Here is a 21,468-nt window from a genome sequence, read left to right on the forward strand (position 1 = left end):
ATCCCAGAAATAAGGCCGCTCCATCGGGCGGCCTTGCAATCTCGAACACCTATTCGTCGCGATAGACCTTCTCGCGCTTCTCGTGGCGCTCCTGCGCTTCCACCGAGAGCGTGGCGATCGGACGAGCCTCCAGCCGCTTCAGCGAGATCGGCTCACCGGTCTCCTCGCAATAGCCGTAGGTATTCTCGTCGATACGCTGGATCGCCGCGTCGATCTTGGAGATCAGCTTGCGCTGGCGGTCGCGGGCGCGCAGCTCGATGGCGCGGTCGGTTTCCGACGAAGCGCGATCTGCGAGGTCGGGGTGATTGACGTTCTCTTCCTGCAGCGTCTGCAGCGTCACCTTCGATTCGCGCAGGATCTCATCTTTCCAGGCCAGCAGCTTCGCGCGAAAGTAGTCGCGCTGCCGATCATTCATGAAGGGTTCTTTTTCGGAGGGGCGATAGTTTTTCAACTTGTCCAAGGCCAATCCATCTGTCCGTGCAAGGCGCCGGAAATACCGGCCGCGCCGCAGCTTATATAGTGGCGATATGTGACAGACAATATCGGTTGCAAGGCGCGCCACCACCTCCCACCGGTTTCCTGCCGGAACCGGCCGGCAGGCCGCAACGCCATAGCCGGCGGTCAGGCCGGTCCGGCCTTGGCGAGTTCGACTTCCACCCGCAGTTCGATCTCCGACAGCACCGCATCGAGACCGGGATCGCCGGAAGAAGCCTTGAGATCGGCCGCCGCCAGCCGTAGCCGGGCCACGGTGGATGGATTGAACGAGCCCGACAGCAGGCCGAGCTTGAGATCGTCGAGGACATCCAGCGCGCCGCGACCGCGTTTCACCGAGCGCTTGCGCCGCTCGGTGGGGTCCTCGACCTCCTGCATGGCCAGAAGCGCATCGAGACCGGTGGTGGCCTTCGGCGCCACCGCGGGGCGCGTATCCGAGGTGCTGGTGGCCTCCGGCAGGGAAAAGCTGCTCGAGCTGGCCTTCCGCGCACCCGCCGCAGGGGTGCCAAGCGTGGTTCCGTTGGGTCCGTAGATGCGCATAAGCGTGTCTCGCGAAATCTGATGGCCGGTTCGGCCCGGGGCTCGCCGTCCCGATGATGAGCACCAAGGCGTAGAGAGACCCTCAGCAGCAAGGTCGTCTTTTATGGTTAATCAATCGTAAATGGCTCGGCAAAATCTGCCGCCAGCGGCAGTTTCGCCGTGCCCGCGCCCGGGCACCCTGCCCCTCCATAAATTTTTCTCTCATTAAATCAATAGATTGAACACGCTCCGCCAGTGGCACGGCGCTCGCATAGGTCTTGTCGGATCATCGTCATGGGAGTGATGCGCGATCCGGCCAGAACCTCAGCGGGGAGCGGGGATGTCGAGTTTAGGTGCGAGAATCTGTCAGGTGGTCAGCGCGGCGCTGTTGGCGCTGGCGTTATCGGCCGCCTCCGCGGGCGCGACCTCGCGGATCAAGGATCTCGCCAACATCGAAGGCGTCCGCCAGAACCAGCTGATCGGCTACGGCCTCGTGGTCGGCCTCAACGGCACCGGCGACACCCTCAACAACATCCCTTTCACCAAGCAGTCGCTGCAGGCGATGCTGGAGCGGATGGGCGTCAACATCCGCGGCGCCACCATCCGCACCGGCAACGTCGCCGCCGTCATGGTCACCGGTAACCTGCCGCCGTTCGGCACCCAGGGGACCCGCATGGACGTCACCGTGTCGGCGCTGGGCGACGCCAAGAACCTGACCGGCGGCACCCTGCTCGTCACCCCCCTGCTCGGCGCCGACGGCAACGTCTACGCCGTCGGCCAGGGCTCCGTGGCCATCAATGGCTTCCAGGCCGAAGGCGCGGCCGCCAGCATCACCCGCGGCGTGCCCACCGTCGGCCGCATCGCCAACGGCGCCATTATCGAGCGCGAGATCGAATTCGCCCTCAACCGCCTGCCCACCGTGCGGCTGGCGCTGCGCAACCCGGACTTCACCACGGCCAAGCGGATCGCCGCCGCGGTCAACGACTTCCTGGGATCCAAGACCGCCGAGCCGATCGATCCTTCGACCGTGCAGCTGCTGATCCCGCCGGAATTCAAAGGCAACGTCGTGGCCATGCTCACCGAGATCGAGCAGCCGCAGGTCGAGCCCGATCTCGCCGCGAAGATCATCATCGACGAGCGTTCCGGCATCATCGTCATGGGCCGCGACGTCCGCGTCGCCACGGTGGCGGTGTCGCAGGGCAACCTCACCGTGACGATCTCGGAAAGCCCGCAGGTCAGCCAGCCCAACCCGCTGTCCAATGGACGGACCGTCGTCACGCCCAACACCCGCGTCGGCGTCACCGAGGACGGCAAGAAATTCGCGCTGGTCAAGGACGGCGTCTCGCTGCAGCAGCTCGTCGACGGCCTCAACGGCCTCGGCATCGGCCCCCGCGACCTGATCGGCATCCTGCAGGCCATCAAGGCCGCCGGCGCCATCCAGGCCGACATCGAGGTGATGTGATGATCGCAAGCAACATCCATAGCGCCACCGGCAAGACCACCATGCCGCTTCTCAACGGTCGCCCGGACACCCAGCTCGCCGACGCGCTCACCAAGGTGTCGCCCGCCGCGCAGAAGAAAGCCAAGGCCTCGGCCGAGGATTTCGAGGCGATGTTCCTGAACTCGATGTTCTCGCAGATGACCTCCAGCGTGAAGGGGGACGGCCCGTTCGGCGACACCGTCGGCACCGGTGTGTGGCGCTCGATGCTGACCGAGCAATATTCCAAGTCGTTCGCCAAGGCGGGCGGCATCGGCGTCTCCAACGATGTCTATCGCACGCTCATTCTTCAGCAAGCCAATCGCTCCGCCTGACGCAGAGGACCTCCCATGAACCATGCCCAGCAACGCCAATCCGCTCCCGATCCCGTGGTCGCAGCGCCGCAGCCGGCGTCGACACCCGCCGAGGCCCGCAAGCTGGCCACGGCGTTGATCGACGTCATGAATAATCTGCTGGCGGTGGTGGAACGGGAAACGGAGTTGGTCCGTGCCGGCAAGGTCCGCGAGGCGATCCTGCTCGAGCCCAACAAGACCGAGCTGTCGCGTCGCTACATCGCGATGATCGGAGTGCTCAAGGGCAGCCAGAAATATCTCGCGCAGGGAACGCCTGACCTGCTGTCCGCGCTGCATCATCATCACGACGTGTTCCGCTCGATGCTGCAGGTCAACCTGACCGTGCTCGCCACAGCCCATGCGGTGTCGGAGGGCATCGTGCGCGGCGTCAACACCGAGATGCAGAAGCGCAATATTCCGCAGACCTACGGATCCAGCGGAATGCGCGTGCAGCCCGGCCCGCGCAACATGACGCCGATCGCGATCAACCGGTCGCTCTGACCGCGTACATTCCGGCTTGCAGACGGGACGCCGTCGGGCATCCGGTATCGCCCGCTTTTGAATCAAATTGCCGGACAGATATAAGCAACGGATTCACAGGGCATATGCATAATCATCAACGGGAAGGGTCGGGATTCATCTAGTGGAGGCCAGGAGGCTGCCATGGGAGCCGATTTCAATATTAAACCGGTGGGGGCGCCGGTTGCTGCACCGATCATCAGACCCGAGCCAGAAGCGGCGCGGGCGGCGGTGCCGACTCAACTGCCCCCCGACAAGGCGGTCACCGCAACGGATGCATTGCCGCATCCCGCGCTGTCGCCCGCCAACTACCAGCAGGCCGATGCCGACCGTATTTCGCGCAGAGTGGTCATAGACCAAGCTGCGGCGGAGGTCGTCTACGTCTCAGTCGACAAGAAGACCAACCAGATCATCAACCAATTTCCCGAAGAATCGCGACTGCGAACCCGCGCCTATCTGCGCGCACTCGACACGGTCAGGATCGATCGACGGCTAGAAACCGATCGCAAAGCGTAAGTCAAATTTTTCGATTATGATTTGGTGACATAGACGGTATTCAGCACCGTGCCGCCGAAGACCGCATCGCGCCCGACCGCAGCGCCTGGCTGGCTGTTAACCCGTGCGGACCGCGGTGGCCGTATCCAGAAAGGTTGTTCCTGTCGCAGCATCGGTCACCACATTCTTGATGATCGCCTTGTTCGGAACGATGTCGCCCTTCTTGGTCTTGCTGAGCGTGAACTTGGTGTCGCCGACGCGGAATGTATCGTCCTTGATCAGCACCTGCTGATACTTGACCGTCCCGGCACTCTCATACTTCACCTGAGCGCGGAATCCCGAGATCTGGGATACATCGACCTTGAACGACTTGCCGTTCGAATACTTGCCCTCCCAGCCGCCCTTGTAAGCGTTCGGGTCAACGGCAACGTATTTGCCTGCTGTGACGGGTGCGGTCTTCCTGTAGGCCGCAGAAAGAATGCCGAGAACGTCCGCCATATCTGCCTCACCTGCTCCTGACGATTCCAAGAATCGTTTCAGGATATTTCTGATGGCATTAGGACGGGCAGGAGTTAACGATCGGTTACGGCGCCAGCGGCGGGCTGATCGTTCCCGGATTGCCGCTGAGGCCAGCGGCGATATTGCGGTTGATGTCGATCAGCGCCTGCAGCTTGTCGACTTCCGGCTTGAGCTGCAGCGCGGCACACTGCGTCAGCACGAAGATGCCGATGTTGGCGATGTTCTGGCGAATTTCGACCTTCTCGGGATTCTGGTCGCTGATCGCATCGGAAACGAAGATCGACCACAGCTTGCGATTGAACATCAGCGCGTCGATGAGACCCTCGTCTGTCTCTTCCCAGCGATCGATGACTTCCTGGAGTTTTCGTACCGCCTTGAACAGCGCCTGCGCTTCGATATCGCGGGGAGTTGCAACCTTCTGTGCGGTCCGCGCGTAAGCCTGAGCACCGTAGGACATGTACTACTACCTCAACAACTCTTCTTCGCGCTTCATTAGTGGGCGCAGTTCCCTTAGCGCTTTGTAAAGGGCGCCGCTTAAAATTAGATTACTCACCGATTCAATCGGCTCTCTGTAGCTCGGCACCGCGTCGATCAGTTCCTTGATAAAGCCAAGGTAAAGGTCCTGATAACCGGGAATGTCGTTTTCGAGATACATCATCTGGACGCAGAGATAGATGCGCTTCACCGGCGTGTTGGCGGTCTCTGCGGTGAGGATATCTTTCTCGCGCAGGATGGGTGCGTCGCCGTCAATCAGAAACGCCGTGCGCGCGTCGGAATTGGTGATAACGCTCTGGCCGATGATGATCCGTTCGAACGGCTTCAACTCAACTCGCAAGGCCATACCGGTCTCCCTGTGCTGCGCCGAATCCGGGAACCGCAATTCGGCAAATGATCGTCGGCAGCATGTTATGCGCAGCCTTGCCGCAACGATCCAGCCTAAAGATCGGTCTTGACCGAAAAAACCGCCACTCTCTCGCGTATCGGCGCCCCCTGACGAAAGTGAGCGGCAAGGTCGCCCTCGCCGCCCGTTGCTGCGAAGCGGTCTGAAGGCTTACTGCAGCAGCTTGAGGACGCTCTGCTGCGACTGGTTGGCCAGCGCCAGCGCTGACACCGCGATCGACTGGCGGGTCGACAGCGCCTGGCTGTTGGCCGCTTCCTCGTTGGTGTCGGCCAGCGTCAGGTTGGACGAACCGGTCGACAGCACGGTGATCAGGTTTTTGGCGAAGTCCTGGCGGATCTGCACGATCGACAGATTCGATCCCAGCGACGAGGCGATCGAGCGCAGCGTGGTGCTGGCGGCGTTGAGTGACGTCAGTGTGGAGTTGGCTGCGGCGTTGTCGATGAAGCTGGTGCCGGGGACCAGCGTCGGCAGGCCGAGGCCGGCTGGGGTCAGCGCGGTGCCGGTGATGTTGAGAGTCGACTTGCCGGTTTCGTTGAACACCAGCTTCAGCGTATCGCCGGCCAGCAGATTGACGCCGTTGAACGAGGCGTCCTGCGAGGTGGTGGTGATCTGCGCAATGATGTCGTTGTACTGCTTCACCAGGTTGGCGCGTGTCGCCTGCGAGTTGAGGTCGGCAACCGGCGGATTCGGCACGGTGAAGGTGATCGCCGAGCCGATGGAGCCGCCCATCACGCCGCCGTCCAGCGTCGAGCCCATCGTGGACGATGCGTAGTCGTTTCCCGCCGAGATGGTCAGCTTGCCGGTGGCGTCGAGTGTCGCGTTCATGTTGTTGGCGAGCAGCGCGACGTTGAGCTGCGCCAGCGTCTTGACGGTGCCGTTGGTGCCGTCGCCGAAGGTGATGTTGACCGGCGTGCCGCCCTTGAAGGACGTGAAGCTGAGCGTGGTGCCGCTGATGCCGCCGATGCCGGCGGCGCGGGTTGCGGTGAAGGTGGTGTTGGTGCCGGTGTTGCCGGCCAGGCCCAGCGACACCAGCGCGTTGCCGGTGCCGGAAATGCTGAGGTCGGCGGTGGTGCCGGTGCTGATCTTCAGCGCACCGGCGACGACCTGCGACGGCACGCCGGTGCCGGCCTTCAGCGTCAGGGCGCCGCCCGCAGAAATCGTGGTGCCCTGTGCGCCGGTCGCGATGTCGATCGCAGTGAGCACGTCGGCCACCGTGCCGCCCTGCAGGTAGACCGTCGAATTGCCGCTGCCGTCGGTCACGACACCGTTCAGCACGCCGGAACCGGCCGGCGGGGTGGCCGGAGCGGTCGCATTCTTGAAGGTGATGGTCTTGCCGTTGACGTTCAGCGTCGAACCATCCTGCACCAGGGTGCCGAGAGCGTTGGCATCGATGGTGCGGCCCTTTGTCACTGTGGCCGGACCGGAGCCGGTGCCGGTGGTCAGACCGAGGCCGTTGAGCAGATCGGCCTTGCCGCTGACGCTGAGGTCGGAGCCGGTGCCGGTGGTCAAGGTCAGGATGCCAGAGGCAATCGCGGCGTCGGTGCCGGACGAATGCGCGATCGTCGCAACGCCGTTGGCGATCGAGGCTTTCTTGACGCCGCTGGCGAGGTCGATGGCATCGGCCAGGTTCTGGACCGTGGCGGCAGGCGCCGCGGTGGTGCCGAGATAGACGGTAGAGTTGCCGTTGCCGTCCGTGATGACGTTGCCGGCGAGGCCCGATCCTGCCGGCAGCACCGCGGAGGCGGCGGAGCCCGAGCGGAAGGTGATGGTCTTGCCGTTGACGGTCAACGTGTCGCCATCGATCGGCGCCGCAGTGCCGGCGATCGTCGTAGCGCTCGGCGTTCCAATCAGCGTGAGGCCCATGGCCAGTGATGCCGCGGTGCCGGCGCCGTTCGGCGCGGCAATGCCCGCGAGCGAAGCCGAGGTGGCGCCGAGGGTCGTCGCGCCCGTAATCGGATTTGCGCCGCCGGCGGTGCCGTCGGTGATGACTTTGCTGACCGCATTGGCGCTGGTGTAGCTGGTGGTGCCGCGCAGGTCGTCGGGCGTTGCGCCGGTGATGGTGGCGGCCACGTTCGACTTGGTGGAGTAGCCGACCGTGGTCTGCAGCGCCTGGTTGGCGATCGATTTGGCGGTATCGACCAGCTTGTTCAGCGAGGTGATGCCGGTATTGGCCGCCTGCAGGATCTGCACGCCGTTGCCGATGCCGTCGAGCAGGTTGTTGATGTCGCTGGCGCGGCTGTCGAGGCCCGCCGCGGTGAAGAAGTTGGTGGGATTGTCGAGCGCCGTGTTCACCTTCTTGCCGCTCGCGAGCCGGTTCTGCGTCGTCGCCAGCAGATCGGCGGTCGACTGCAGTGAGAGCAGGTTCTGGCGTACGGACGATGAGAGAACGATGCCTGACATTTGATAGCCTTCCTGATCCGTGCTGGACGGCGACCTTTCGGGTCGCACGACGCATGGGACGTCTCGGGTCAGCAAGATGCCTCCGCGACGCTGCCGGTGATGTTTGACGCCCTACTGGAAGAGGGATCTCGACGCACCGCCACGGATGCCCCGGATCGAACGCGGCCGATTCTCGGCCTACCTTCTTCCTACGTAGCCTCAGTGTTAACCGGCAGCCTTTAATTTATGGTTAACGCCCCCTTAAGATCGGCTGCCCCCTGCCCCAAAACGGGAAAAGCCCGAAAAGACTGGGCTTTTCGGGCTTTTCGCTCAGGCATTTTATGTCGCCTTCAGCTCCACTTTGGATTGGGTCGCAGGCATTTCGCGTCGCGGCACAACACCTTGTTACCGGCCTCCTTCCAACTGAGCCGACCAATTCGAATCAAAAAAAAGCGGCGGGGTTTCCCCCGCCGCCTTTCCGATTGGTACGTTCTGTACCTTTGACGATATCAGCGCAGGAGCTGAAGCACGCTCTGCTGCGAGGTGTTGGCGAGCGACAGCGCGGACACCGCGATCGACTGGCGGGTCGACAGCGCCTGGCTGTTGGCCGCTTCCTCGTTGGTGTCGGCGAGCGTCAGGTTCGACGAGCCGGTCTGCAGCACGTTGATCAGGCTCTTCGAGAAGTCCTGACGGGTCTGCACGATCGACAGGTTCGAACCAAGAGCCGAGGCCTGGGACCGCAGCGTGGTGCTGGCGGTGTTCAGGGTGGCAAGGGTCTTGTTGGTCGCCGAGTTGTCGATGAAGTCCGTGCCTGCCGTCAACGAGGCCAGGCCGAGGCCGGTCGCGCCGAAGGTGACGCCCTGGATGTTCAGGGTGGACTTGCCGGTTTCGTTGAACGTCAGCTTCAGGGTGTCGCCACCGAGCAGGTTGACGCCGTTGAACGAAGCGTCCTGGGCAGTCGAGCTGATCTGCGTCAGGATGTCGTTGTACTGCTTCACCAGGCCCGCACGGGTGGTCTGTGCGGTCGCGTCGGCAACGGGAGCCGAAGCGGTGGAGAAGGTCAGCGAGCTGGTCAGCGTGCCGCCGATCGCACCACCGGAAGCGGTCGAGCCCAGAGTCGAGGACGCGTAGTCGTTCGACGCCGAGATCGTCAGCTTGCCGGCGGAGTCAAGCGTGGCGTCGAGGTTGTTGGCCGACAGTGCCGTTTTGAGGTCGGAGAGCGACTTCACGGTGCCGTTGGTGCCGTCACCGAAGGTGACATTGACCGCGGAGCCGCCGTTGAAGGCACCGAAGGTCAGGGTCTTGCCGTTGACGCCACCGGTGCTCGCCGCGCGGGATGCGGTGAACGAGGAGTCGGTGCCGGTGGAGCCGTTCAGGCCGAGCGCGGCCAGCGTGTTGCCGGTGCCGCTGATCGTGAGATCCTTAGCCGTTCCGGTGGAGAGCTTCAGAGCGCCGGAGGTGGCGACCGAAGACGCCGTGCCCGTCGTGGTGACGGTGGCAACAGAGGCGGAGATGGTGGCTGTGCTGGTGCCGCTGGCCAGATCGATGGCGGAGAGCAGGTCAGCGACGGTGGCATCACCCAGGAAAACGGTCGAATTGCCGTTGCCGTCGGTGGTGAGTTTCGCACCGCTCGGCTTGCCGCTGCCGGTGGCAATGGCGTTCACGTCGGTGGACTTCTTGTCCGAGAACGTGATCGTCTTACCGTCGACATTGAGGGTCGAGCCGGCCTGAACCAGCGAACCAAGGCTGCCAGCGGCGGTATCCGGGTTGGCACTTGCCGTTGCGATACCGCTGCCGACCGAGGTGGTCAGACCGAGGACGTTCAGGATGTCAGCCTTGCCGCTGATCGACAGCGGCGACGCGGTGCCGGTCTTCAGGCTCAGGTTACCTGCGGGAGCCACGCCGGCGGTCACGGAGCTCGCCGTACCAGCAAGGGTTGCGACCTTGGTGCTTGCGTTGATTGCCGTAACCGTCTGGGCGCCGCTTGCGACGTCGACGGCAGCCAACAGATCGCCGAGCGTGGCGGTCGAGGTGGTCGCGCTGGCGCCGGAATAGATCGTGGAGTTGCCGCTGGAGTCGGTGACAACGTTGGTGCTGGTCAGGCTGGAGCCCGAAGCAAGCGCGGCCGCGCCGGGAACGGCGGTTTGGCTGAAGGTGATGGTCTTGCCGTTAACCGTCAGCGTCGCGCCGTCGGTGAACTGTGTTGCTGCCTTGGTGCTGAGCGCGCCGGTGGCGCTGGCAGCATCGTACAGGAGGGTGGTTGTCGCCAGCGCCGGGGTGCCGGTACCGTTGTTGGAGATCGACGCGCCGTTCAAGGTCGCCTGGGTGCCGCCGAGCTTGGTCGCGGAGGTAATGGCGGTGGTGCCGCCAGCGGCGCCGTCATAGAGCACGTTGCCGGTGGCCGAGGCGTTGGTGTAGGTGGTGGTGCCGCGCAGGTCGTCAGACGTCGCACCGGTGATGGTGGTGGAGACGTTCGACTTGGTGGAGTAGCCCGAGGTGGTCTGCAGCGCCTGGTTGGCGATGGACTTGGCGGAGTCGACCAGCTTGCTCAGCGAGGAGATGCCGGTCGAAGCGGCGTTCAGGATCTGCACGCCGTTGCCGATGCCATCAAGCAGGTTGTTGATGTCGCTGGCGCGGCTGTCGAGGCCGGCGGCCGTGAAGAAGTTCGTGGGATTGTCGAGCGCGGTGTTCACCTTCTTGCCGGTGGACAGGTGGCTCTGGGTGGTCGAAAGCAGGTCTGCGGTGGCCGACAGCGAGAGCAGGTTCTGACGGACTGCGGATGAGAGAACGACTGACATGTGTGATACCTTCCTGGTATTAATCTACATGCTGACCTTCTTGGTCAGCCGGGGCACACTGATCCGCCGGTCATAACGGTGTATGAAATTCAGGGTTGGTACGAATACCCCCGGTAGTCCTCCCTAGGTACTATTACCGGTATGCCTTTGGCGCCCGGGCGACGAGCTGTATTACCACCCGCCTGCCCTGCATCGCCGCCGGCTGCCGCCGCATCCCGATGCTCCAGTCACGACCCGCTGTCGCAAGACGCAAAAAAAACGGCGGGGTTTCCCCCGCCGTCTTTCCGATTGATACTTTCTGTACCTTTGACGATATCAGCGCAGGAGCTGAAGCACGCTCTGCTGCGAGGTGTTGGCGAGCGACAGTGCGGACACCGCGATCGACTGGCGGGTCGACAGCGCCTGGCTGTTGGCCGCTTCCTCGTTGGTGTCGGCCAGCGTCAGGTTCGACGAGCCGGCCTGCAGCACGTTGATCAGGCTCTTCGAGAAGTCCTGACGGGCCTGCACGATCGACAGGTTGGAGCCGAGAGCCGAGGCCTGGGACCGCAGCGTGGTGCTGGCGGTGTTCAGGGTCGACAGCACCTTGTTGGTGCTGGAGTTGTCGATGAAGTCCGAGCCAGCCGACAGCGAGGCCAGGCCGAGGCCGGTCGCGCCGAAGGTGACGCCCTGGATGTTCAGGGTGGACTTGCCGGTTTCGTTGAACGTCAGCTTCAGGGTGTCGCCACCGAGCAGGTTGACGCCGTTGAACGAGGCGTCCTGGGCAGTGGTGTTGATCTGCGTCAGGATGTCGTTGAACTGCTTCACCAGGCCCGCGCGGGTGTTCTGCGCGGTCGGATCGGCCACCGGCGCCTGAGCCGATGTGAAGCTCAGCGTCGAAGCCGCGTTGCCGCCGATCGCACCGCCATCGGCCTGACCCAGGGTCGAGGACGCGTAGTCGTTCGACGCCGCGATCGTCAGCTTGCCGGTCGAGTTGTCGACCGATGCCGTCAGGTTGTTGGCGGACGGCTGCGCGTTGAGCTGGGCCAGCGACTTGACGGTGCCGTTGGTGCCGTCGCCGAAGGTGACGCTGGTCGCCGAACCGCCCTTGAAGGCGCTGAAGGTCAAGGTCTTGCCGTTGATGCCGCTAGCGGACGCAGCGCGCGAGGCACTGAAGGAGCTGTCGGTGCCGGTGGCGCCGGTGAGGCCAAGGGCGCTCAGGGCGTTGCCGGTGCCGGAGATCTTCAGGTCGCTGGTGAGACCCGTGCTGAGCTTGAGGGCTCCGCCGGCGCTCAGCGTCGAGTTGGTGGTGCCGGCCGTGGTCTTCAGGGTGGCGCCGGTCGAGGCGAGCGAGGCGGTCTGCACGCCGGTCGCAAGGTCAACCGCCGTCAGCACGTCGGAAACCGTCGCGCTCTGCAGGTAGACGGTGGAGTTGCCGCTGCCGTCGGTTTCAACGTTGCCGCTGACGCCGGTGTGGGTTGAGGACGCTGCCGGGGTGGCGGCGTTCTTGAAGGTGATGGTCTTGCCATTCACGTTCAGGGTCGATCCGTCCTGGATCTGGTTGGCCACCGTCGAGCTGCTGGTGACACGCTGGGCGGTGACCGAAACCGAACCGGATCCAGTTGCGGTGGTCAGTCCGATCTGCTTCAGGAGGTCGGCGGGGCCGCTCAGGTTGAGATTGGCGCCGGTCGAGCTGTTCAGGGTGACGATGCCGGCGGCAACAGCGGATGCGGACTGCGAGCTGTTGGTCGTGATCGTGGCGACACCAGCGGTGTTGGACGCCGACTTCACGCCGCTGGCCAGATCCACCGCGGTGAGCAGGTCGCTGACCGTAGCAGAGGTGTAGGTCGAGCTGGTGCCGAGGTAGATCGTCGAGTTGCCGCTACCGTCGGTGGCGATGTTGCCGGACACGCCGCTGTTGCCGGTGGCCAGGCTGTTGGCGGTCGGAGGAGCCAGCGCCTTGAAGGTGATGGTCTTGCCGTTCACCGACAGCGAGGTGCCATCGGAGATCGCAGTCGTGCTCAGGCCACCCACGGTGTTGAAGAGCTTGGTGGCGCCAGTGATGTTTCCAGACGTGCCGGTGCCCAGAGCAGTCGTGCCTGCGGTGAGGCCAAGCTTGGCCAGCGTACCGGTTGAGCCGTCGGCAATCGTCAGCGCGCGGTTGGTGCCGGTGTTCAGCGTGATCGCGCCGGATCCGACGGAGGACGCGTTCGTCGTGTTGCCGTTGATGGTGTCGATGGTCGACAGCAGCGAGCCGACCGTCTGGTCGACGCCGATGGTGTAGTTGCCGTTGGTATCCGCCGTCGCCGAGCCGGACGCACCGAAGGTGATGGTCTTGCCGTCGACGACAATCGAGTCGCCTGCGACCGGACCGGACGAAGCACCACCGCTCGTAGTAGCGATCGCACTGATCGCAGTGCCTGCTACCAATGAACCGCTCGTCGTGTTGAACAGCGCTGTACCGGCGGTAGCGGCAGCGTTGGCCGCCGGGACAACGTTAACGGCAGCGGAGGCAGCGACGGAACCGATTGCGCCGCCGAGCTTGTTGGTGATCGCCACGCCGGTGTTGCCGCCTGCGGCGGCGCTGGCGATGACGTTGCCGGAGGCAACGGTGCTGTCGAAAGCGGTGGTGCCGCGCAGGTCGTCGGAAGTGGCGCCGGCGATCGTGGTCGAGACGTTCGACTTGGTGGCGTAGCCCGACGTGGTCTGCAGCGCCTGGTTAGCGATCGACTTCGCGCTGTCCACGAGCTTGTTAAGCGAGGTGATACCGGTCGAGGCGGCATTCAGGATCTGCACGCCGTTGCCGATGCCATCGAGCAGGTTGTTGATGTCGCTGGCGCGGCTGTCGAGGCCGGCGGCGGTGAAGAAGTTGGTGGGATTGTCGAGGGCCGAGTTGACCTTCTTGCCGGACGACAGGCGGCTCTGGGTGGTCGAGAGCAGCTCTGCGGTCGACTGCAGGGAGAGCAGGTTCTGACGGACGGAGTTCGAGAGGGTGACGGACATGATGAAGCCTTCCTGGGAACGAAACAACGATCTTCTGATCGATGGCCGGACTGTGGACTGCAGAACTGAAGAATACGTAAAACTACGCGGGTGAATTTACGTAAGTATCCGCCGCATTATTTCGGCCCGGGCACGACAAAGCGGCCGCGCGGATGCGACGGCGAAAATGGCTAGTCGGTTGAATCAACGGGAATTTTTATGCGCGACGGCAGATCACGCGCGACCCGCCACCGCGGTAGCGGGTCAATCTGTGGCGCTAATGTTTAGAGAAACTTTACCAGGCTCATTTTGTAGAGGTCGGACGTCGTCTGGTACGACGCCTGCAATGCGGTCTGCAGCGCGAGAATCTTGGTGGCGATCTCGTTGTTGTCGACGCCCTCGATGGAATCCAGCAGCGACTGCGAAATCACCTTGCTCTGGTTCTGGCGGTCGGTGGTCGATTTGATCGAGGCCTGGGCACCGGCAAAATCAGCCTGGATGTTCTGGATGGTCTGGGTGCCGGGGATCACGGCAAGGTTCTGCGCGATACGCTGGTTGAGCGCGGAGATCTTGTCGCCGGCATTCAGGCTGGTCACCGGCGGGGTGCCGGACAGATTCACCTTCGTCGTGACCGCGGCGAACACCGCGACGTTCTGCAACTCGGTGCGCAACGCCTGCTCGTTGGCACGTGCGCCGTACTGCACGGTGGTGCCGGAGTCGATCTTCGCCACCGCGGTGCCGCGCGCCGAATCGGTCTGGCCCGCAGTGGTGTCGCTCTCGCCTGTGTACCAGATCACGGTGTTGGCCGCGGTGCCGTCCACCAGCGCGGTCGCGTTCGTGAAGCCCGGGGCGCCGACGACCCGCTGCGGCGGATTGCCAAAGAAGTCGTTGCCGGCCTGAACCGCGGAGGCGGCAGTCATCGTGCCGTTGGCTAGCGTCTTCATCGACGTCGCCAGCGCGGCGTTCAGGTTCGCTGCGGTCACCGCCGACGATGCCGCCACCGGCGGCACCGCCTGCGGGTTGCCCGGGTCGATCAGAAAGGTGTTGGGATCCATCGGCGTCTTCGCCGTGGTGGTCGCCGTCATCACGATGTCTTCGGAGGTGCCGTCGGGCATCTTGAAGGTGAACTTGACGGTGTCGCCGTTCTGCGGATTCACCGCGCCGATGTCGACCGACATGGATTTCGCCGCCGGCAGCACAACCGGCGTGGATGGAAAGCTCGCGCCGGAGATGGTGCTCGAAATTCCGGTCACGGTCATGCCGAAAGGCGATGGCTTGGCGGGCGCCACCGGGGTCACGTCTTCCTGGGTCACGTTGATCGTGGTCTGCGACGCCGGCAACGCGGCGATCGACGTGCCGACACGGCCGTTGGCATTGACGCCAAGGTCGGCCTGCAGGCGTTCGGAGATCACCTGCTTCAGGCCGGCGATGGCGGTGCCGTTGCCGTTCATGATCTGGTCGGCAGGAGCCACCGGGGGCGAGTCCGTGGCGCGACCGCCGAACAGATAGCGATCGCCCGACTGGGCATTGAGCATGTCGACCGAGTCGTAGAATCCTAGCGAAGCGGTCTTCTGGCCGGGGGTCTGGCCGGTGTCGTCGAGCGTGTTGCCGGCGCTCACCGCCGCGCCCTTGACCGACGACGTGATCGCGACGAGGCGCTGCAGCGACAGGTTGGCAACGTTGATGCGGGTGTTCACGTTGGTCGCCGTGTCGGCGTAGGCCGAATAGGAATTCGGCTGCGCGCGCAGACCGAGTGCGAGGCTGCGACCGGCGCCCTGCCCGGCATAGGTGGTGGAGACCTTGCCGCTGGCCAGCTGCTCGGTCAGCGTGTCGAGCTGGCTGCGCAGGTTGAGAATCCCGGCGCCGATGTAGGACGTCCGTCCGCTTACGCCATCGATTGACATGATTACCTCAGAATGCCTGCATCAGGGTCTTGTACATGTCGTTGACCGTCGACATCACACGGGCGTTGGCTGAGTAGGCGTTCTGCAACGACAGCAGATGCGCCATTTCTTCGTCCATGTTGACCCCGGAGGTCGCCGTGAACTTCTGCTGCAGCGTGCTGAGCACCACGTTCTGCCCGTCGGCGACCTGCGACGCGGCTGCCGCGGCGGCGCCCTGCGCGCTGGTGATCTGCTGCATGTAGCTCAGCAGCGTGCCGCTGAACGGCGTGCCGGCACTGCCGACGCCGGTCTGCGGCGAGTAGGCGAATTTGGCGTTGTTCAACTGCTGCGAAATGAAGTTGGCGCGCGTGGCGTCGCCGGAGGGCGTCTGCGGTGAGGTGCTGTACACCACCAGCCGCGACGGATCGGCACTCAGCGCGGTATTGACGCTGAGGCGCTGCGCCAGGCCGGTGATCTGCGACCCTGACACGGTGGTTGCGCCCGAATAGGCTTTGCCGTTGTCGGTGAACAGCGGCACTTCGACCCCGTTGCCGGTGAGACCGGTTTGCGTGACGGTGGTCGACGCGGCATCGACGGTGGTGAAGCCGGCGGTGTTGCGGACGCTGAGCGTCGATCCGCTGCTGGTGAAGTTCAGGTTGGCGCCGTTGAGCGCGGCATTGAGCTGCGCCGCCACCGTCCCGGAGGTGCCAGAGAAGTCGATTCCGATCACCTTGTTGTTCGGCGTCGTCGAGGCCGGCAGCGGCAGCACCGAGGGATCGTCGACGCGCACGATCGTCAGGGTGCGCTGGGTGTTGGAAGCGACATCCGTATAGGTCAGGTTGACGGTGTTTCCCGTCATGAGGTTCGCGGTGTTGATGTCGTAGCCCTGCGGGACCGTTGCAGCCGCCGTGGCCGTTCCGCTGACGGTCTTGTCGGACAGCGCGCTGGACATGGTTGCGGCGAACTGATCGAGCTGGGTCTGCGCCTGCACCAGCGTCTTGTCGCGCAACTCGACGTAGGCGGCCATCTTGCCGGACTTCAGCGTGTCGGTGAGGTCGATCGAGCCGCCGTTGGAATAGCTGACCTTGATCGATCCCAGCGAACTCAGCGCCGAGTTGGAATTCCATGTCGTGTTCGGCGTCACCGTGCCCTGCGCATCGAACGACAGGGTGGCGGCCTCGTTGCCGACCAGCTGCACGCCGGACCCCGTGAACACCGTCACCTGGTTGGCGCTGTTGGTGGTGACGCGAATGTCCATCGGCTGCGACAGCTGGGTGACATACTGGTCGCGCTGGTCGAGCAGCGCCGCGGTGGCGGAATCCGTCGAGGTGCCGCCGAGCGGGTTGGTCTGCAGCTGGTTGTTGATGGTGGCAATCTGCTTCATCAGATTGTTGGCGGTGCTCACGGAATCCTTGATGCCGGTCTCGGCCGCACCGCGCAACGTCTGCAGACCCTGCGACATCGAATTGAGCTGCGACGCCATCGCCTGCGCGGCGTTGATGACGCCGATCCGGGCCGATGAGCTGTCCGGACTCGTGCTGAGCGCCTGCACCGCCGTGGTCAGCGCGTTGAACGAGCTTTCCAGCGTGCCGGTGCCATCGGGGTTACCGTAGATGCCCTGCACCTGCTGCAGGAAACTGGACTTCAGCGAAGCGTAGGACGCACCGGAGGTTTCGGTGCGCAGCTGTGCCAGAATATACTGATCGAGTTCGCGGTTGACGCCGACGATGTTGACGCCGGTGCCGATCGACCCGGTGTTGGTCTGCACCTGATCGGTGGTTTTGCGAACGTAACCGGGCGTCTCGGCGTTGGCGACGTTCGACGACACCAACGACATCGAGGCCTGATTGGCCCGCAGGCCGGCCATGGCAATTGAGAGTGCGTCGCCGAGACTCATGACACAAAACCGATCCTAGAGTTGAACACGGGCAAAGCGCCCATGGCCTAACGCATGACGTTGAGAAGATCCTGAACCATGGTGTTCGCTGTCGTGATGACCTTGGTGTTGGCCGAATAGGCCTGCTGGGTCACGATCAGCTTGGTGAACTCGTCGGCGATGTCGGTGTTGGACGACTCCAGCGAGGAGCCGGAGATGCTGCCGCCCTTGCCGAACAGTGCCGCGCCGGATTCGTTGGTGGTCTCGAAGGCGCCGCCGTCGATGCGCTTGAGAAAGTTCGGGCCGTTGAAGGTCGCGACACTGACTTCGGCCAGATCGATGTTGCGGCCGTTGGAATAGGCGCCGACCACCCGGCCCTGATTGCTGACGGAGACGCTCTGCAACTGGCCGGCGGCGTAGCCATCCTGGTTCAGTTGGTTGACCTGGGCGTTGCCGTTGGTGTCGGCGAACTGGGTCAGGCCACCGGTGCCGAACGCCATGGTGACGTTGCCGAGCGAGACGCCGCTCACGGTGAGGCCGGTCAGGGTAATCTGGCCGACCACCGGCTGCATCTGGCCGTTGGAGCCGAACTTGAAATCGGTGCCGACGTTCACCCAGGCGGTCTGCCCACCCGTCGCCTGCGGATTGGTCTGGTAGAACAGGTTCCAGGTGTCGGTCCCGCCCTGGGCTGCGGACGCGATCTTGGCCCAGCGGAACTGCAGGTTCACCGGCGCGCCGTTGCCGTCATAGGCGGTGGCAGCACCGCCGCTGATCGACTCGTCCAGGAACACCTGGTTGTCGCTGCCGATCACCGTACCGGTGCCCGCCGTGCCGCCGCCGCCGCGCAGGGTCGTGACCGTGCCGGAGAAGCCGAGTGACGCGAAGGCTGTGGTCGCGCCGGATTTGACCGAGACGTCGTTCGCAACGCCGGTGTTCAGCGTGATGACGCCGGTCGCAGATACGGTCGACTTGTTGGCCGGGATCGTGTTGCCGGTGATGGTGTCGATGGTGGTCAGCAGGCTGCCGACCGTCGCCGTCGCGAGATCGACGAAGGTTGTGCCGGCGACGGGCGCCGGCGCCGCACCGGTATAGAACTGGATGATGTTGGCGGTGGTCACGCCGCCATTCGTGGTGTTGACGGTGATGGTGTCATTGGGCGCGAAGCCGGAGGGCAGCGAGTCGGTGTTGACCACGCTTGCGAGGGCCGTCGTCGCCGAGATAGGAACCGCCGGCGTCTGATAGTTGGTCTTGGCGTTGCCGGCGGTCCCGGTGTTGGTATAGGACGCCGCCGGCGTTCCCAGGGTGCGCGGATTGGCGACGAAGTCCGCCGGGCGCAGCAATTCCGACCCCACCACCGACGAATTGTGTTTCGTGGTGAGCGGATAGCTCGCCAGGTTGGCGCGATAGTCGATCTTGGTGGTCGCCTGCGAGGGCAGGAAGTCGTTCTGGAATTTCAGGATCTGCGGCTGGCTGCCAACCGGGTTGCCGGTGCTGGAGTCGATCGGCACACCCTCGAGATAGTAACCGGCGCCGTTGACCAGGTAGCCGTTCTTGTCGAGCGAGAAGTCGCCGCGGCGGGTGTAGTTGTTGACGCCGGTGAAGATCGGGCTGTTGTCGCTGAAGCTGCCGGGCTTCTGCACGGCAAAGAAGCCGTCACCGTTGATCGCCATGTAGGTCGACACCGCCGCCGACTGCACCGAGCCCTGGATGGTGTTGGTGCTGCGCGATTCCGTGGTGACGCTGCCGGCGAGCTGCTGGCTGACACCGGTTTGCGGAATGAGATCGAGAAAGCTGGTATCGATGCGCTTGAACGCGGTCGTCCCGGAGTTCGCGATGTTGCCGGAAATGTTCTCCAGCGCGTAGGAATTCGCCTTGAGGCCCGCGACGGACGTGGTGAGAGCGCCGAAGATACCCATTACATCGTCTCCAACTTCGATCCGGGCGGCCCGCCGGTCTTGCCAAAGTCATGGCCGCTGTTCGAAGACGATGTCGCAAGCCCCGTGCCAAGGGCGATAGCTCAATTATTTCAACGATCTAAAAGAAAACCCCGGTCCATGGACCGGGGCGTAATTGCCTAGCGCGGTAAGAATTGCCGGGACCAAGCGCCTGATTCCGCCGGTTCCCACGTAGCGGGCACGCCTTGCCCTCGCACCGCACTTGCCGGGAGATGGCAGGTCAGCTTGCCGAGGGCGACGTCGGCTTGAACACCATGGCGAAGCCGTCCATGCAGTAGCGCAGCCCGGTCGGTTTCGGGCCATCGTCGAACACGTGGCCGAGATGGCCGCCGCAGCGCCGGCAGTGGATCTCGGTGCGGACCATGCCCAGCGTGCGGTCCTTGCGCTCGCCCACGGCGTTGTCCAGCGGCTTCCAGAAGCTCGGCCAGCCGGTTCCGCTCTCATACTTCGTCTCGGAAGCGAACAGCGGATTGTCGCAGCCGGCGCAGGCGAAGATGCCCTTGCGGTGTTCCTTGAGCAGCGGGCTGGAGCCCGGGCGCTCGGTGCCCTCCTGGCGCAGGATCTCGTATTGCTGCGGCGTCGGCTGCTTGCGCCATTCGGCGTCGGTCTTCTCGACCTCGAATTTCTCGGCCGCCCGAGCCGGCGTGCCGCGCAGCCAGTTGAAGGAAAACAGCGCCGCCAGGCTGGCAGCGGAGGCAAGCAGAATGCGGCGATCGATCATGATGGTCTCCCAGAGAGGTCGAGACGGAAATCTCGTTCGCAGGAAAATACGGTCGGATCCGGCCGAAGTTACACGCCCAGAGCGGTAGATCGCTCACTTTATGTTGTTTTATGTCGTTCCGGCAGTAGCGGACATCAGGCCTGCGGCCGCGGCCCCCGGGTACCGGCTTGCCGGTTGGCTTCCGCCAGCCGCGCCTCGCGCACCAGTTCCCGGGCGCGGGCCCGTTCCCGGTAGCGCGCCAGCGTCCCGGCCACCGCGGCGCCGCGGCGCTCCCAGGCGGTGATGAGATGGCCGGCGAACCGGCCCGTGGTGCCGCCGGCCCACACCAGCTCGAACGGCGCGAACAGCCGCCAGCGGTCGTCGCCGTCGACGATGCCGCGTGCGATCAGTTGACCGGCCATCGCCGTGGTGTTGAGCCCGTGCCGGCCGAAGCCGCTGGCCACCCACAGCCCGCGCCCCAACTGGCCGACCTGGGGCATGCCGTGCACGGTCAGCCCGACCGCGCCGCCAAACGTCTCGGCGATGGCCACCTTGCCGAGCTGCGGAAACACGGTGCGGATGCGTCGGGCGATGCTGCCCGCGAAGCGCTGCGGCCGCGCCGCCCAGGTGGTTTCCGGGCTCGACCACATCAGCCGGTCGCCCTCGACCACGCGGAAGTGGTCGATGCCGTCGGTGTCGGTCACCGAGCCCTGATACGTCACCGCCTCGGCCAGCCGGTCGCCGAGCGGCTCCGTGACGGCGGCATAGCGCCAGACCGGCAGCAGCGTCTGCCACAAGCGCTGCGCCGGCTCGCCGAGATGAACATTACCGGCCAGCACGACATGCGAGGCACGCAGCCTGGCCTGCGGCGTCACGATGCGCTTGCGGATGCCGGCAGGATCGAGGCTGACCACCGGGGTGTCCTCGAAGATCCGCACCCCCGCCTGCCGCGCCAGCGCCGCGAGACCCTTGAGGTAGGTGCGGCCATCGACCTGGAACGCACGGGGGCAATGGACACCGTGAAAGTAGCGGTCCGTCTTCAGCACGGCCCGGACTTGGTCGATCTGCCAGCCCTCGACCTCGGTGCCGAAATCCTCGCCGAGCATCTGCAGCCGGGCGATCAGCCTTTCGCCGACATCGACATTGGAGACCTCCAGCGCGCCCTCGCGGAGCGCAATGCCGGGCATCAGCTCCTCGGTGGCCCGGGCGCGCACCGCTTCGGCGCCATCCTTCGAGAGCGCCCACAATTCGCGGGCGTCCTCGAGGCCGATCCTTGCGATGATGTCCGGCAACGGCAGGCCGAAGCCGGGCATCACCGCGCCCATCTGGTGGCCGGAGGCGTTCCAGCCGACCTGCCGGCCTTCCAGGACCGCGACGCTGGCCCCGAGCCGGGCCGCTTCGAGCGCCACCGAAAGCCCGGCCAGCCCCGCCCCGACCACGCAAACGTCGACATCGAGATCGAACGTCAGCCGCGGATGTTCCGGCGGCGGGGTGGCGGCATCGGGTGCGGCGCTTGCGGATATGGGGGAAGCTGCGGCCATGGCATTTTCTTAAGCACCCGTCGGCGCCTTGTCACCTTGTCCTGCGCGCGCTTGTCCAGTATTCCGCAGGCCTGATTGCGTTCGCCCTTCCCCGCACCGAGTT

The 21,468-nt window shown here is 64.4% G+C and carries 17 protein-coding genes; 4 read left to right on the top strand and 13 right to left on the bottom strand.

Features of this window, described 5'->3' with window-relative positions; translation table 11 throughout:
- Positions 1–49: 49 nt before the first annotated feature.
- Together dksA and ACUXVA_RS27090 are read right to left on the bottom strand one after the other, a co-directional pair.
- Positions 50–415 carry an RNA polymerase-binding protein DksA gene (dksA, locus tag ACUXVA_RS27085; protein WP_265082839.1) on the bottom strand — a complete coding sequence of 122 codons (366 nt, stop codon included), beginning with the start codon at positions 413–415 and terminating at the stop codon, positions 50–52.
- A 206-nt stretch (positions 416–621) separates the two neighbouring features.
- Complete coding sequence (locus ACUXVA_RS27090; RefSeq protein WP_265082838.1) at positions 622–1,032, bottom strand: flagellar assembly protein FliX; 411 nt, start codon at positions 1,030–1,032, stop codon at positions 622–624.
- 319 nt (positions 1,033–1,351) lie between these two features.
- Between ACUXVA_RS27090 and ACUXVA_RS27095 the strand changes: the two genes are divergently transcribed.
- The 4 genes from ACUXVA_RS27095 (at position 1,352) to ACUXVA_RS27110 (ending at position 3,876) form a co-directional block, all read left to right on the top strand.
- Positions 1,352–2,473: a flagellar basal body P-ring protein FlgI gene (locus ACUXVA_RS27095; protein WP_445489218.1), complete on the top strand. Its 1,122-nt coding sequence runs from the start codon at positions 1,352–1,354 to the stop codon at positions 2,471–2,473.
- Complete coding sequence (gene flgJ / locus ACUXVA_RS27100) at positions 2,473–2,823, top strand: flagellar assembly peptidoglycan hydrolase FlgJ (RefSeq protein ID WP_265082837.1); 351 nt, start codon at positions 2,473–2,475, stop codon at positions 2,821–2,823. The genes ACUXVA_RS27095 and flgJ overlap by 1 nt, the downstream gene beginning before the upstream one ends.
- Positions 2,824–2,838: 15 nt before the next feature.
- Entirely contained in the window at positions 2,839–3,342 is a 504-nt protein-coding gene (locus ACUXVA_RS27105) for a hypothetical protein (protein WP_265082836.1), read from the top strand.
- Between the two features lie 162 nt (positions 3,343–3,504).
- Positions 3,505–3,876 carry a hypothetical protein gene (locus ACUXVA_RS27110; protein ID WP_265082835.1) on the top strand — a complete coding sequence of 124 codons (372 nt, stop codon included), beginning with the start codon at positions 3,505–3,507 and terminating at the stop codon, positions 3,874–3,876.
- A 96-nt stretch (positions 3,877–3,972) separates the two neighbouring features.
- On the opposite strand, the gene ACUXVA_RS27115 is transcribed toward ACUXVA_RS27110, so the two are convergent.
- The 11 genes from ACUXVA_RS27115 to ACUXVA_RS27165 all read right to left on the bottom strand — a co-directional run bounded on the left by ACUXVA_RS27115 (position 3,973) and on the right by ACUXVA_RS27165 (position 21,365).
- Entirely contained in the window at positions 3,973–4,353 is a 381-nt protein-coding gene (locus tag ACUXVA_RS27115; RefSeq protein ID WP_265082834.1) for a hypothetical protein, read from the bottom strand.
- 85 nt (positions 4,354–4,438) lie between these two features.
- Positions 4,439–4,831, bottom strand: a complete 393-nt coding sequence (gene flaF / locus ACUXVA_RS27120) for a flagellar biosynthesis regulator FlaF (RefSeq protein WP_265082833.1) — start codon at positions 4,829–4,831, stop codon at positions 4,439–4,441.
- Between the two features lie 6 nt (positions 4,832–4,837).
- Positions 4,838–5,215, bottom strand: a complete 378-nt coding sequence (gene flbT / locus ACUXVA_RS27125) for a flagellar biosynthesis repressor FlbT (RefSeq protein WP_265082832.1) — start codon at positions 5,213–5,215, stop codon at positions 4,838–4,840.
- Positions 5,216–5,425: 210 nt separating this feature from the next.
- The gene (locus ACUXVA_RS27130) at positions 5,426–7,675 is read right to left on the bottom strand and encodes a DUF1522 domain-containing protein (RefSeq protein WP_445489222.1); all 2,250 of its coding nucleotides are present in this window, start codon (positions 7,673–7,675) and stop codon (positions 5,426–5,428) included.
- Positions 7,676–8,163: 488 nt separating this feature from the next.
- Positions 8,164–10,452 carry a DUF1522 domain-containing protein gene (locus tag ACUXVA_RS27135; RefSeq protein WP_265082830.1) on the bottom strand — a complete coding sequence of 763 codons (2,289 nt, stop codon included), beginning with the start codon at positions 10,450–10,452 and terminating at the stop codon, positions 8,164–8,166.
- 315 nt (positions 10,453–10,767) lie between these two features.
- Positions 10,768–13,434: a DUF1522 domain-containing protein gene (locus ACUXVA_RS27140; RefSeq protein WP_445493361.1), complete on the bottom strand. Its 2,667-nt coding sequence runs from the start codon at positions 13,432–13,434 to the stop codon at positions 10,768–10,770.
- 260 nt (positions 13,435–13,694) lie between these two features.
- Entirely contained in the window at positions 13,695–15,314 is a 1,620-nt protein-coding gene (locus tag ACUXVA_RS27145; protein ID WP_445489224.1) for a flagellar biosynthesis protein FlgL, read from the bottom strand.
- A gap of 7 nt (positions 15,315–15,321) precedes the next feature.
- Positions 15,322–17,190, bottom strand: a complete 1,869-nt coding sequence (gene flgK, locus ACUXVA_RS27150) for a flagellar hook-associated protein FlgK (protein ID WP_445489226.1) — start codon at positions 17,188–17,190, stop codon at positions 15,322–15,324.
- Between the two features lie 47 nt (positions 17,191–17,237).
- Positions 17,238–19,085, bottom strand: coding sequence for a flagellar hook-basal body complex protein (locus ACUXVA_RS27155; RefSeq protein WP_265082827.1), 1,848 nt, complete (start codon positions 19,083–19,085; stop codon positions 17,238–17,240).
- 259 nt (positions 19,086–19,344) lie between these two features.
- Positions 19,345–19,845, bottom strand: a complete 501-nt coding sequence (msrB, locus tag ACUXVA_RS27160; protein WP_445489228.1) for a peptide-methionine (R)-S-oxide reductase MsrB — start codon at positions 19,843–19,845, stop codon at positions 19,345–19,347.
- Between the two features lie 134 nt (positions 19,846–19,979).
- Entirely contained in the window at positions 19,980–21,365 is a 1,386-nt protein-coding gene (locus tag ACUXVA_RS27165) for an NAD(P)/FAD-dependent oxidoreductase (RefSeq protein ID WP_265082825.1), read from the bottom strand.
- Positions 21,366–21,468 lie beyond the last annotated feature (103 nt).

The sequence above is a fragment of the Rhodopseudomonas sp. RCAM05734 genome, from assembly GCF_052658035.1.

Excerpts from the sequence above, each read along its gene's own strand:
- flaF (WP_265082833.1), bottom strand. The coding sequence starts at position 4,831 with ATGTCCTACGGTGCTCAGGCTTACGCGCGGACCGCACAGAAGGTTGCA.
- ACUXVA_RS27155 (WP_265082827.1), bottom strand. The coding sequence starts at position 19,085 with ATGGGTATCTTCGGCGCTCTCACCACGTCCGTCGCGGGCCTCAAGGCG.
- flgJ (WP_265082837.1), top strand. The coding sequence starts at position 2,473 with ATGATCGCAAGCAACATCCATAGCGCCACCGGCAAGACCACCATGCCG.
- ACUXVA_RS27130 (WP_445489222.1), bottom strand. The coding sequence starts at position 7,675 with ATGTCAGGCATCGTTCTCTCATCGTCCGTACGCCAGAACCTGCTCTCA.
- ACUXVA_RS27090 (WP_265082838.1), bottom strand. The coding sequence starts at position 1,032 with ATGCGCATCTACGGACCCAACGGAACCACGCTTGGCACCCCTGCGGCG.
- dksA (WP_265082839.1), bottom strand. The coding sequence starts at position 415 with ATGAATGATCGGCAGCGCGACTACTTTCGCGCGAAGCTGCTGGCCTGG.
- ACUXVA_RS27105 (WP_265082836.1), top strand. The coding sequence starts at position 2,839 with ATGAACCATGCCCAGCAACGCCAATCCGCTCCCGATCCCGTGGTCGCA.
- ACUXVA_RS27115 (WP_265082834.1), bottom strand. The coding sequence starts at position 4,353 with ATGGCGGACGTTCTCGGCATTCTTTCTGCGGCCTACAGGAAGACCGCA.
- flgK (WP_445489226.1), bottom strand. The coding sequence starts at position 17,190 with ATGAGTCTCGGCGACGCACTCTCAATTGCCATGGCCGGCCTGCGGGCC.
- ACUXVA_RS27110 (WP_265082835.1), top strand. The coding sequence starts at position 3,505 with ATGGGAGCCGATTTCAATATTAAACCGGTGGGGGCGCCGGTTGCTGCA.
- msrB (WP_445489228.1), bottom strand. The coding sequence starts at position 19,845 with ATGATCGATCGCCGCATTCTGCTTGCCTCCGCTGCCAGCCTGGCGGCG.
- ACUXVA_RS27165 (WP_265082825.1), bottom strand. The coding sequence starts at position 21,365 with ATGGCCGCAGCTTCCCCCATATCCGCAAGCGCCGCACCCGATGCCGCC.
- ACUXVA_RS27145 (WP_445489224.1), bottom strand. The coding sequence starts at position 15,314 with ATGTCAATCGATGGCGTAAGCGGACGGACGTCCTACATCGGCGCCGGG.
- flbT (WP_265082832.1), bottom strand. The coding sequence starts at position 5,215 with ATGGCCTTGCGAGTTGAGTTGAAGCCGTTCGAACGGATCATCATCGGC.
- ACUXVA_RS27135 (WP_265082830.1), bottom strand. The coding sequence starts at position 10,452 with ATGTCAGTCGTTCTCTCATCCGCAGTCCGTCAGAACCTGCTCTCGCTG.
- ACUXVA_RS27095 (WP_445489218.1), top strand. The coding sequence starts at position 1,352 with ATGTCGAGTTTAGGTGCGAGAATCTGTCAGGTGGTCAGCGCGGCGCTG.